At 60.0% G+C, this 11,538-nt stretch carries 11 protein-coding genes; 1 reads left to right on the top strand and 10 read right to left on the bottom strand.

Annotated elements, in window-relative coordinates; all coding sequences use genetic code 11:
- Positions 1-109: 109 nt before the first annotated feature.
- Complete coding sequence (locus BXA01_RS18415; protein WP_076565317.1) at positions 110-763, top strand: lipopolysaccharide kinase InaA family protein; 654 nt, start codon at positions 110-112, stop codon at positions 761-763.
- A 3-nt stretch (positions 764-766) separates the two neighbouring features.
- On the opposite strand, the gene BXA01_RS18410 is transcribed toward BXA01_RS18415, so the two are convergent.
- The 10 genes from BXA01_RS18410 to waaC all read right to left on the bottom strand — a co-directional run bounded on the left by BXA01_RS18410 (position 767) and on the right by waaC (position 11,537).
- A complete protein-coding gene (locus BXA01_RS18410) occupies positions 767-2,227 on the bottom strand; it encodes a hypothetical protein (protein WP_076565316.1) in 1,461 nt (486 codons plus the stop codon).
- A gap of 51 nt (positions 2,228-2,278) precedes the next feature.
- Entirely contained in the window at positions 2,279-3,187 is a 909-nt protein-coding gene (locus tag BXA01_RS18405; RefSeq protein WP_076565314.1) for a glycosyltransferase family 2 protein, read from the bottom strand.
- Positions 3,180-4,934 carry a carbamoyltransferase family protein gene (locus BXA01_RS18400; RefSeq protein WP_076565313.1) on the bottom strand — a complete coding sequence of 585 codons (1,755 nt, stop codon included), beginning with the start codon at positions 4,932-4,934 and terminating at the stop codon, positions 3,180-3,182. The genes BXA01_RS18405 and BXA01_RS18400 overlap by 8 nt, the downstream gene beginning before the upstream one ends.
- Positions 4,935-5,106: 172 nt before the next feature.
- Complete coding sequence (locus BXA01_RS18395; RefSeq protein ID WP_172834011.1) at positions 5,107-5,436, bottom strand: YceK/YidQ family lipoprotein; 330 nt, start codon at positions 5,434-5,436, stop codon at positions 5,107-5,109.
- Between the two features lie 178 nt (positions 5,437-5,614).
- Positions 5,615-7,066, bottom strand: a complete 1,452-nt coding sequence (locus BXA01_RS18390; RefSeq protein WP_076565310.1) for a lipopolysaccharide kinase InaA family protein — start codon at positions 7,064-7,066, stop codon at positions 5,615-5,617.
- Complete coding sequence (locus BXA01_RS18385; RefSeq protein WP_076565308.1) at positions 7,066-7,818, bottom strand: lipopolysaccharide kinase InaA family protein; 753 nt, start codon at positions 7,816-7,818, stop codon at positions 7,066-7,068. The genes BXA01_RS18390 and BXA01_RS18385 overlap by 1 nt, the downstream gene beginning before the upstream one ends.
- Complete coding sequence (locus BXA01_RS18380; protein WP_071174199.1) at positions 7,815-8,549, bottom strand: lipopolysaccharide kinase InaA family protein; 735 nt, start codon at positions 8,547-8,549, stop codon at positions 7,815-7,817. The genes BXA01_RS18385 and BXA01_RS18380 overlap by 4 nt, the downstream gene beginning before the upstream one ends.
- Positions 8,549-9,355 carry a lipopolysaccharide core heptose(I) kinase RfaP gene (gene rfaP, locus BXA01_RS18375; protein WP_076565307.1) on the bottom strand — a complete coding sequence of 269 codons (807 nt, stop codon included), beginning with the start codon at positions 9,353-9,355 and terminating at the stop codon, positions 8,549-8,551. Before rfaP ends, BXA01_RS18380 begins: the two co-directional genes overlap by 1 nt.
- Positions 9,355-10,476, bottom strand: coding sequence for a glycosyltransferase family 4 protein (locus BXA01_RS18370; RefSeq protein WP_076565305.1), 1,122 nt, complete (start codon positions 10,474-10,476; stop codon positions 9,355-9,357). Before BXA01_RS18370 ends, rfaP begins: the two co-directional genes overlap by 1 nt.
- Complete coding sequence (gene waaC, locus BXA01_RS18365) at positions 10,476-11,537, bottom strand: lipopolysaccharide heptosyltransferase I (protein ID WP_076565304.1); 1,062 nt, start codon at positions 11,535-11,537, stop codon at positions 10,476-10,478. The genes BXA01_RS18370 and waaC overlap by 1 nt, the downstream gene beginning before the upstream one ends.
- Position 11,538: the final 1 nt, after the last annotated feature.

Here is an 11,538-nt window from a genome sequence, read left to right as displayed (position 1 = left end):
CAGTGAGGCGGCGATGATATCACAGGCCCTTTTGCGCCGATCAACATCACCGGGCGCCAGCCTTTGGCCAAGTCGGTTAAGATAGCCGGCTCACGATGGGGAGTCAGGCATGCAATCGATTGATCACAGCACTTACGAGGCACTGCGCAAGGGTGCTCAGGTACTCGAAGCCGACGGTTCCGGCGACAAGGTGCTCAGGTTGGCCGACGGTCGCATGCTCAAGCTGTTCCGCCGCAAACGCCTGCTGAGTTCGGCGCTGTTGTTTCCCTACGCCCAGCGCTTCGCCAACAACACCAAGGCGTTGCAGCAGCGCGGCATCCTCTGTCCGAACGTGATCGCGGTTTATCGCATTCCAAGCATTCAGCGCGATGGCGTGTATTACGCACCGCTGGCGGGCGAAACCGTACGGCAATTGCAGGGCACGCCCGAAGAAACCGAGACGTTGCGCAGTCAGTTGGGGGCATTTATTGCGCAACTGCACGAAAAAGGCGTGTACTTCCGGTCCCTGCACTTCGGCAATGTCGTGCAGACGCCGCAGAATCAGCTCGGATTGATCGACATCGCCGACCTGCGCTGCCAGAGGCGCGCCCTGAGCGACAGCAAGCGACTGCGCAACTTCGCCCACTTGCTGCGCTACAAACAAGACCGGCAATGGCTGCTCGGCGGCGACGCCGGGAGAACTTTTCTTGAGGGTTATCGCCAGGCATTGCCGAGCAAGCGACAAGCTGCGCTGATGGAACGCCTGCGCCTGCTGCTGAATTGAGCCTTACTTGCCGATCACCAGAATCGTCGCACCCTTGCGATTGGCAAACCGCTCGATGATGCGCATCTTGTGCGCCACCAGCCATTCGCCCAGCCACGGTTCATCACCTTTCCCCTCGATCAGGAAATAGCGATATTCATTGGCGTGCTCCGGTGACATGGCCTGTTCACGTGTGAGCGTCGGCAATACATAACCGCGCCCGGCGTAATAGCTGATGCGACCGTCTTCGAACCATGCGCTGGTATCAGGTTCGACGTGTGCAGACACCCAGCGCCCGGCAGCCACGTAATGGGTCTTGCCTGCACCCGTGGAAATCACATTTGACAGCATCACCAGCAACGCTGCCACGACCAGGACTTTGGTCCAGCGCGGAAACTGCCGGGCAAATGCCGCCAGCGCCATCGCCAGTACCGGTACGAAAAGCAAATTCAGGAAACTCAGATACCGGGCGTTCATGAATTGCTGCTTGATGAAAAACAGCATCAGCACAACGAGATACAGCAGCGCCGCCCAGGCGAAAGGACGATAGTCACGCCAATAAACACCCAATACGCCCCAGTTGCGACGCAGGATGAAGGGCACAGCGAACGGCCCCATCAGCTTGACGAATGTGATCGTCATCGTCGCCAGCAGGCCAAAGAACACGATGCGCCCGGCTTCATCCTGGGAATACTTGTTGATCAGAGAGTTGCCGAACTGTTCGGACAGCATCTGAAACGACGCGTAGACGCCCTGCGGTGCAATCATGTCCAGATACAGGAGGAAGCGCGCGGACATGAAAACCCCGAAGGCCGATGCAACCAGCAGCCCCACCACCGGCAACAGAGCAAACTGCAGCAAACGAGTGCGCTGGCCAGAGTGCCCCAGACCCGGCAGTTGCCACAGCCCGAGCGCAGGCAACAACAGCAATGCTTCGAGCCGAAACAGCGCTGCAGCAACAATGGCCAAGTGAATCAGACCGGCTTTAAGCCAACCGCCCAAGGCCTGCCAACGCAGCGCCTGCCATAACGCCAGCGTGCAGAAAAACCAGAAACCGCATTCGCGGATGATGTCATTTCGAAAGGCATTGACTGCGGGCATCGCCAGCACAATCAGGCACGCCCAGCCGGCAAGCTCGGGGGAGCGTCGACGGATACAATCGACCATCAAGGCACTGGTGCCGGCAAAAAACAGACCGCACCAGAGATAGGCGCTCAACTCCAGCGGCAATAGCAGAAAGCGATGGGTCAGAGCCAGAAGAATGGAAAACCATGGCCAGTCGAAATGCGTCCAGGCCACATCGGCCCCGTGCAAGACAACCTGATGGGCGATATCGATGTACAGCGCGGCATCGCGACCGACCGTTGCGGTACCCCACACGGCGATCAATGAAAGGAGAATGCTTGCCCAGAACGCGACACAGACCGGTCGCTCATTGATTACCCGAGCTGCCTTGACCGCCCATTTACTATCCGTACCTTTCACCCAGCCCCCTCAACATCACGCGCCACAGGTACGCAAAAAAAACAGATCGATTTATCGGAACAGCAGGCGCAAGGCTTTGCGCATGTAAGACCAGCGCCCGAGGATGCGCCAGTCGGCGCGTAGTGCTTGCATATAGAATGTTTTCGCCAACGCATATTCACCATGCGAGTAGCAATCTCGAAACAATGACAGGCAACGTTGAGCAAGATAAGCCTGGCGCAAGTCGTGAAACTCCTGCGGCATCCGCTGACTGGAAAAAACCTCACCGACCACCTGCTCGGTACCCGATGCCAGGCTCTGGCGCAGATCATGGCGCATGCTGTCGGCGTGCTTGTAAATCAGCGCCAGTGGCTGCTCGACCACTGTGCAGGGGAAGCGCGCCAACACCTGGGCAAACACCGGCAAATCTTCGACGTTGCGCAGATGCTCCGGATAGTTGCCCGGCTCGAATACCTCACGATGCATGGCGCAGGCACCGTTTGAGATCGACACCGTTTTGTCCAGCAAATAGCCCCTGACTCGCTGTCGCACCGTGACTGGCAACGGTTTGACAGCCTGCAGGCTGCGCTTGCCACCGGAAAAGATCGACCAATGAGCGCCGATGATCATCCGCGTTTCAGGGTGACTGGCGATGTGTTGTGATAACGCTGCCAGAGCCCCTGGAGCCATCTCGTCATCCGCGTCGAGAAAAATCAGAAATCGCCCGGTGGTTTCCTTGATCCCGCGATTGCGCACTGAAGACAGCCCGCCATTACTTTGGCGTATCGCACGAAAACGCCCGGCATGTTCGGCCAGCAACGCTTGCAACACCTCAGGCGTGGAGTCAGTGGAACCATCATCGATAACCAACAGATCCGCAGCTGCCTCGTGCAGCTGCGCCAGCACCGACTCCACCGCACGCGGCAGCGATCTGGAGTAGTTGTATGCCGGGATCACGACACTGATCAGTGTTTCAGTCAAGACCGTTTCCTTGCACGCCTTCTTTGACGACCAGAATATCTTCCATGATCAGATATTGCAGGTCCGAGCCAAAAAACATGTTCAGCGCATCGGTCGGCGAGCAGATCATCGGCTCGCCACGACGGTTGAGCGAAGTGTTCAGCGACACGCCGTTACCGGTGAGGTTTTCCAGCGCCTTCATCATGTCGTAGTAGCGCGGGTTGTATTCGCGCTTGAGCACTTGGGCACGGGAAGTACCGTCCTCATGGACGACTTCCGGCACGCGGGTTTTCCATTCTTCGGCGACTTCGAAAGTGAAGGTCATGAACGGCGCCGGGTGATCGATCTTGATCATCTGTGGAGCGACTGTGTCGAGCATCGACGGGCAGAAAGGCCTCCAGCGCTCGCGGAACTTGATCTGATGATTGATGCGGTCGGCGACACCGGCCACGCTCGGGCAACCGATGATCGAACGACCACCCAACGCGCGCGGGCCGAACTCCATACGGCCCTGGAACCAGGCGACCGGGTTGCCGTCGACCATGATTTGGGCGATCTGCTCCGGCATGTTGTCGAGCTTGCGCCAGGTCGGCTTGTTCTCATGACGGGCGCAGGCGGCGATCACGTCCTCGTTGCTGTACGACGGGCCGAGGTAGACGTGTTCCATCTTCTCGACCGGGACGCCACGGGCGTGCGACACGTAAGCGGCAGCGCCGACTGCGGTGCCGGCATCGCCGGACGCAGGCTGTACGAACAGCTCTTTGATGTCGTCGCGAGCGATGATTTTCTGGTTCAGCTTGACGTTCAACGCACAGCCGCCGGCGAAAGCCAGTTTGCCGGTTTCCTTGAGCACGTCGCCCAGGTAGTAGTCGATCATCTGCAACGCGAGCTTCTCGAACAGCGCTTGCATGCTCGCGGCGTAGTGGATGTACGGCTCGTCGGCGATGTCGCCTTCGCGCTTCGGACCCAGCCACTCGATCAGCTTCGGCGAGAAGTAGAAACCCTTGCCCTTCTCTTTATAGCGACGCAGGCCGATCACGTTGGCGTAGTCGGTATTGATCACCAGCTCGCCATTTTCGAACGAGGCCAGACGCGAGAAATCGTACTTGCTGGCATCGCCGTATGGCGCCATGCCCATGACCTTGAATTCGCCGTCGAGCATCTCGAAACCGAGGAACTCGGTGATCGCGCCGTAAAGACCACCAAGGGAGTCCGGATCGAAGAATTCCTTGATCTTGTGGATCTTGCCGTTTTCGCCGTAGCCGAAGAAGGTCGTGGCGTATTCACCCTTGCCGTCAATGCCGAGGATCGCGGTTTTTTCTTTGAAACCCGAGCAGTGATAGGCGCTGGAGGCGTGAGCCAGGTGATGCTCGACCGGTTCGATCTTGATTTTCTTCGGATCAAAGCCCAGTTGTTCGAGGCACCAGACGATCTTGTTGCGATAGCGCTTATAGCGACGGTTGCCCATCAGGATCGCATCGAGAGCACGATCCGGGGCGTACCAGTAGCGCTTGGCGTAGTGCCAGCGGGCCTTGCCGAACAGGCTGATCGGGGCGAATGGAATCGCCACCACGTCAACGTCGGAAGGTTTGATGCCGGCTTGCTCGAGGCAGAATTTCGCCGATTCGTAGGGCATGCGGTTCTTTGCATGTTTATCGCGTACGAAGCGCTCTTCCTCAGCCGCCGCGACCAGCTTGCCGTCGATGTACAAGGCTGCGGAAGGATCATGGCTAAGGGCGCCGGACAGGCCAAGAATCGTCAATGCCACAGGGGTCTAGCCTCTTTAGTCTGCATGCAGGCGCGAAGCGCCTTGAAAATTGATGTGCCCTCGCACAGGGCGAGTGGCAGCTAAAGGGCGGGATTATAGCGTAAACATGACGGGAATTACCTTGTGCGAATTGCCACCTGCACGATTGGTCCGAATCAACGGGTTCAACGACTCAATAGCCGTCCTTGCGCCAGTAAATACTCAGATTTGAATCGGTAATCTGCCGATAGATTGTGTAAGGCAGCGAAAGCGTATCGAACATGGCGGACAGCGGAAGATCGAATAACACGAAGGGCGCCAGCATACCCGTAGGATCGGGCGGCGCATTCAAAGTGCAAAAATCGAAGGCCACGCCACTGTAGATGCGCGGAATCGATTGGCAGTAGGTCTTCTTTTTGCGCAGGTCACGGGCGACATCAGCGTCCCCCTGTAACACGGTTGAGACACTGCCACAGCCTGAGAGAACCGAAGACAGGACGCCCAGCGCCAGAAGTTTTTTCATACCCAAGATTCGCCCTCCGAGATCGTCAGGCAAACTAGCATCGAGGTGGAGCAGAGCACAGTTCATGGTTTCTGGCGAAGCTGTAGGACATGTCGGGATTTTTTGTCCGCTACTGCTGGCAGGCTCATCCCCAGAGGAAACCGGGTTCGTTGTGGGAATGAGCCTGCTGGCCGGAAAATCACCCTGCGGTGGAGACTTCCTTCGGCAACCGCTGATCGATGACCTGATACAAGGCACTGCTTTGCGGCCAGTTGCGCATGAACCGCGCGCGATCGCGGGCATACGCCGGGGCAAAGCTGCCAATAGAGCCGTGCTGACACATCGAGTCGAGGTCGATCAGCGCCCAGCGATCCGCCTGCCAGAACAGGTTGTGGCCCTTGAAGTCGCCATGACTGATGCGCTCGGCGATCAATCGGGCAAACAGTTGATCAAGCGCCAGCAACTCGGCTTCCGGCGCCTGGCCATTTTCCACGTACGGCGCAAAGCGCTCGATGATGTCCGGCCCGGGCAGGTATTCGGTGACCAGATAGGCACTGCGGCGCAGCCACAAAAAACGCTTTTCCAGTACCGCCAGCGGTTTCGGCGTGGCAATGCCAAGGAACGCCAGGCGATTGCCTTCACGCCACGAATGCCAGGCCCGGCTCGGGCGCCAGAAGCGTTTGAGCCAGTGGGCGAAATTCTTGATGTTGTAGCGCTTGATAACCAGAGCCCGCCCGGCTATCTCGACTTTGCCGACGCTGGCCGCGCCGCCGGTCTTGTACAGGTGCCCCTGATCAAGCAAGGCGTCAGCCTGCTCAAGCACCGGCAGCATGGCCGTTTCTTCTTCACGGCGAACGGCGCGCAGGGCAAATGCGCCGCGCTGCACGGCGAACAACGTGCAGTCGCGGCCAACCTTGATCAGGTAATCCCTGAGTCGCCATTTGCGCACCTTGTCGATCTGTTTTTGCAACGCCTCCAGCGGCAACGCATGCTCGCTGTTGCTCAGCAGGTAATACACCAGCAGTTCTTCGGTGAACGCTTCGAGTGATTTTGGCAACTGGGCGAAAAACACGCCGAGATTTTCCAGCACTTTCTGCCGGGACAAGGGCTGCCCCGCCGTTTCCGCACGAACGCCGGCGCCGTCGATCAGGTACAACTGACCGCCGTGGCGCAGCAGATTGTCCAGATGCAAGTCTTCCTGCCAGAGCCCTTTGCCGTGCAGCCGACCGATGGCATCCAGTGCTTCGGCCAGAACAGCGGTCTGCTCATCGGCCAGCGCCGGCAGAGACTCGACCTCGGCCCAGGCATCACCGAGGCTCTCGGAACCCTCGAGAAATTCGAACAGCAGCCAGCCACCCTCGCCGTCCTTCAGCCCATCGGCCAATAACAGCGGCGTCGTCATGCCCTGCGCAGCGAGCAAGCGCACGCCTTGCAGCTCACGCTGAAAATGCCGCGCAGCTTTGCTGCCGACCAATAACTTGGCCAGCACCGGCCGACCGCGCCAGACACCTGCGCCAACGTAACGCTGCCCGGGCAACACCCGCAGCAAGCTCAGCAACTGTAAATCCGCCGCACCGGCGGCGTCCGCCAGGGTCACGGTCAGTGGCAGTGTGGGTGCGCGCCCGGAGCGGGCCAGCTCGGACAATTGCATCAGCGGGTCTCCTTGTGACTGCGCCGCGCTGTCAGTCGGGTCAGCCAGCTGTCGAGCAGCGAGCTGTCAGTCGGCTGGTCGAGATAAGCCGCAAGCAATTGGCGCAAGTCGGCCTCGCTCCACTGCGGCGCGCGACGTTGCAACGGTTCCAGATCCTTGACCCGATCTCGCATGCCGAACAGCAGCGGCCGGGTTTTCTCCAGATCGATCAGTTGCGCCTCATAGCCGTCGCCGGTGGCGCGCAGGAAAATATGTTTGGGATAGAAACAGCCATGTACCTGACGCGCGCCGTGCAGCCGCCGCGCCAGCAGACCGCACGCAGTGAGAATGGCCGACTGTTGTGCGGTACTGAGCTGCACCCAGCGCGCCAGCAACGAATCCAGGTCGCTCCAACCGTCCAGCGCGCGCGTCAGCAGGATTGCCCTGACCTCGCCGTCGATCTTGCGCTGGCCAAAAAAAGCCGCTTGCAGTGCCGGGATGCCGAGCTTGCGATAGCGGCTTATATTGCGAAACTCACGGGCAAAACTGGGCTCGCCAAACGGCGCATGCAAGGTCCGCGTCAGGTAATTGCTTTGGCGCTTGAGGTAATAGCCCTGGCCTTCAAGATCCAGGCGGAACACGCTGCTCCAGCCGCCACCGGCAGTGTTGGGCTCATCCACAGCTTCAAGCTGTTTGGCCCACAGTGCGTCGAAATTGCCGAGACCGTGGCGCTCCAGCAGAGCGCGGTCCTGTACGGCAAGAAAATCAGTCATTCGCGCCCCTCAAAAAATCTCACCACGTGCCGAATCCGTTTCTTGTCGGCGACATCGAGCCGATCACACTGGCGATATTGCTTGTAGAAGCGCAGGCGCTGGGTGTTGGACAGGTGATATTTGGCCAGTTTGTCGAGACAGGCGAGGTCCTTGGTGATCCGGTACTTGAGCCAGAAGCCGCGCCAGAATTCGCCGTTGGGGCAGTCGATGAGGAAGATGCGGGCCTGATCGTCGATCAGCAGATTGCGCCATTTCAAATCGTTATGCGTAAACCGATGGTCGTGCATGGTCCGGGTGTAACCGGCCAATTGCTGGCTGACATTGTCGACCCAGGCGCGATCCTTGAGTTTGGGATCCTTGCGCTCGGCCAGTGCCGAGAGGTCTTCGGTATTGGGCAGCTCACGGGTGATCATCGCACCCCGATCGTAGGCCGCGCCCCGCCGCTCCAGCCCCCAGGCCACCACCTCGGCAGTGGGAATGCCCCATTTGGCGAAGCGCTTGAGGTTCTGCCATTCCATTTTTACCCTCGGCTTGCCGAGGTAACGGCGCAGGCCCTTACCGGCGCCGACGTAGCGTTTGACGTAGTAATTGACCCCGTCGCGCTGCACCCGAACGACTTCCGACAGCGGATCGCGGGTCAGGCGTTCGCCCTGCAAGGCAAACACAGCTTCGAGGCTGCCGAAATCTTCGGCGAGGTCGCTGTACTGCGGCTCCAGTGTCCAGCCCGCCATCAGAGCGCATCCCCGTAACGCTGTTTGCGCGCGTAGAGCTTGTCGGCCTTGCCTTGCAGCCAGCTCAGCAGTGGCGCCTCTTCTGCCAGAATCTGCCGCAGCGGTTGCTGGAAGTAGCCCTTGAGGAAACGCAGTTTGTCGCGGCGGGTCAGGCCGATGTCCAGCGCGGAGAAGTACAGCGCCGCCAGATCCTTGTTGCGCCAGCGCTGAGTGATTTTCGCGCGGGTCTGGGCACGGTGCAGGTCAATCACCGAGAGTTTGAAATCCTGCGGTGTGACCGGTTTGTCGGTGTGCAGCAGAAAATGGCAGATGTAGCAGTCGCGGTGATTGACCCCGGCGCGGTGCATCATCCCGGTCATCCGCGCGACTTCGGCAATCAATGCGCGCTTGAGTGTTGGCTCCGGCGGCTGCTTGACCCAGTCAATGCTGAAGTCTTCAAGGCTGATGGTCGGCGCCAGCTCTTCGGTGACGATGAACGAATGCTGATCCGCCGGGTTGCTGCCCTTCTCACCGTAGGCGACGGCGGTCATGGTCGGCACGCCAACTTCCTGAAGGCGCTGGATGGCCTTCCACTCTTGCCCGGCGCCGAGCACCGGCAGCTTGGCGGTCAGCAGATTCTTGAAGATTTCGCCCCAACCGATGCCACGGTGGATCTTGACGAAAAAACCATGGCCGTCGACTTCCGTGCGCAATGTCCGGCGCGCTTCCAGCTCGCGGTATACCTCGCCCTGCAAGCCTTCGACTGCGGCGAACGGGTCGCGTCCGGCCCATAGGCTTTTGAACGGTTCAGCCAGCATCAACTTCATTAAGCGTGCTCCGCCAGAATCACATCCGCCGCGTGCTGCGGCATGCTGTAGAGGTCGGCCGTCTCGGCGAAGGCCAGACCGTTGCGGCTCCAGGCCGCCCGTGCAGCGTCGTCGCTCAACATCTCGGTCAGGTATCGGGTCAGTTGCGCCTGCTCGAACGGCTCGTCCAGCACTCGCCCGGCATCGGCTTCGGCGATGTAATGGGCGTAACCGCAGACCGCACTGACCAGCACCGGCAACCCGGCCACCAGCGCTTCAAGCAGCACGGTGCCGGTGTTTTCGTTGTAGGCCGGGTGGATCAACAGATCAGCGCCGAGCAGGAAGCGCGGGATATCGCTGCGCCCTTTAAGGAAGGTCACATTGTCGCCCAGGCCCAGCGTCGCACTCTGCATCTGGAACAATTTGGGGTCATCCTGGCCGATTACAAACAGCCGGGTGCGTTTTCTCAACTCGGCCGGCAGGGCGGCCAGCGCCTTGAGGCTGCGATCGACCCCCTTGGTCTTGAAGCCGGAGCCGATCTGCACCAGCAGCAGGTCGTCGTCCTTGAGATCGAATTCAGCGCGGAAACCGGCGCGAATCTCATTGGCATTCGCCGGCCGCCGACGATCCTGGGCAATGCCCGGCGGCAGCAGGTGGAAGCGCTCGAGCGGCGTGTCGTAATACTTGATGAACAGCGGCTGCTGCACTTCGGAAATCATCAGCACTTCGGTCTTCGCGTCCTTGGCGAACACGGCGCGCTCATACTCGGCGAAGTGGCGATAGCGGCCCCAACGGCGGTACAGCGAGTTGCGCAGGTTCTGCGCCTTGTCTTCGAAGCAGCCGTCGGCGGCGTAGTAGACGTCCAGGCCCGGCATCTTGTTGAAGCCGATCAAGCGATCGACCGGACGCTTGGCCAGATCCGCTGCCATCCACGCGCTGAGTTTTTCGTTGCGACGGTGATTGAAGAACGCTTTGACCGGCGCCACCAGCACTTCGAAACCCGGCGGCACGTCGCCTTCCCAGATCAGCGTGTAGACGCGAATCTGATGGCCGCGTTTCTGGCATTCGAGGGCGATGCGCATGAAATCGCGCTGCAAGCCGCCGAACGGGAAATATTTGTACAGGACAAATGCCAATTGCATCAGCGCAGCTCCTCAGCCATTAACAACGTGCTCAGTCGGCTGGCGACACGCTCGGGGTTCACACGCGTGAAGCACAAAGGCTGCTCGCGTTTCAGGTCAAACTGACGGGCATCCTGCGCGGTCGGTTGATAGGTACATTTTTTCTGCATGCACGGCGCGCACGGGAAGTCGCTGGCCAGATGAATCTGCAGCTTGCCGTAAGCGCCGGTCAGGCCCGGGTTGGTCGGGCCGAACAACGAGATGGTCGGCACATCCAGCGCAGCGGCCAGATGGCCGAGCCCGGTATCCACCGCCACGCAAGCCTGCGCGCCGGCGAGCACTTTGCCAACGCCAGCCAGATTGAGTTTCGGCAGCACTTCGGCGTGTTTGAAGCCGGCAGCGATGCGTTCGGCGCGGGCCTTTTCCTGTGGGTTGCCCCACGGCAGCTTCACGCCAACGCCGAGGTAGCCGACCCGCTCGGTCAGCTCGCGCCAGTAGAGTTCCGGCCAGTGCTTGGTGTCCCAAGTGGTGCCGTGGAGGAACACCACGTAAGCGTTCTTGCGTGGCAACTCGACCAGTCGCTCGACGTTGAGGCCGTAATCGCCGAGGCCTTTGGGCAAGTCGTAACCCAGAGCGATGGCGAATAACTGGCGTACGCGCTCGACGGCGTGCTGGCCTCGGGCGACAGCGAGTTTACGATCGTAGAAGCGCGCAGCCATCGGCTCGCGCGCGGAAGTTTTATCGAGGCCGGCCACCGGGGCTTTGACGTAGCGGGTCAGCCAGGCACTTTTAAGCAGGCCTTGAGCGTCGATCACCAGATCGTATTTATTGGCGCGCACGCTTTGCTTGAAGCGTTTCCACTCGCCGCTGGTGATGGTTTTCCACAGACTCTTGCGCCAGCGGCGGATCGCCACCGGAATCACTTTATCGACCGCCGGGTGCCAGCTCGGAATCTCGGCGAAGCCCTCTTCCACCACCCAGTCGAACTCGATGCCCGGGATCGCCCGCGCGGCGTCGGTCAGCGCCGGCAACGCGTGAATCACGTCGCCCAGCGATGAAGTCTTGATCAACAATACCCGCAAG

Origin of the sequence: Pseudomonas sp. B10, from assembly GCF_900156235.1 — a bacterium.
GTDB lineage: Bacteria > Pseudomonadota > Gammaproteobacteria > Pseudomonadales > Pseudomonadaceae > Aquipseudomonas > Aquipseudomonas siliginis.
The sequence above is the reverse complement of the archived record's forward strand: the minus strand, read 5'-3'. Positions and strand labels throughout refer to the sequence as shown.

Excerpts from the sequence above, each read along its gene's own strand:
- BXA01_RS18415 (WP_076565317.1), top strand. The coding sequence starts at position 110 with ATGCAATCGATTGATCACAGCACTTACGAGGCACTGCGCAAGGGTGCT.
- BXA01_RS18395 (WP_172834011.1), bottom strand. The coding sequence starts at position 5,436 with ATGAAAAAACTTCTGGCGCTGGGCGTCCTGTCTTCGGTTCTCTCAGGC.
- BXA01_RS18390 (WP_076565310.1), bottom strand. The coding sequence starts at position 7,066 with ATGCAATTGTCCGAGCTGGCCCGCTCCGGGCGCGCACCCACACTGCCA.
- BXA01_RS18385 (WP_076565308.1), bottom strand. The coding sequence starts at position 7,818 with ATGACTGATTTTCTTGCCGTACAGGACCGCGCTCTGCTGGAGCGCCAC.
- BXA01_RS18380 (WP_071174199.1), bottom strand. The coding sequence starts at position 8,549 with ATGGCGGGCTGGACACTGGAGCCGCAGTACAGCGACCTCGCCGAAGAT.
- rfaP (WP_076565307.1), bottom strand. The coding sequence starts at position 9,355 with ATGAAGTTGATGCTGGCTGAACCGTTCAAAAGCCTATGGGCCGGACGC.
- BXA01_RS18370 (WP_076565305.1), bottom strand. The coding sequence starts at position 10,476 with ATGCAATTGGCATTTGTCCTGTACAAATATTTCCCGTTCGGCGGCTTG.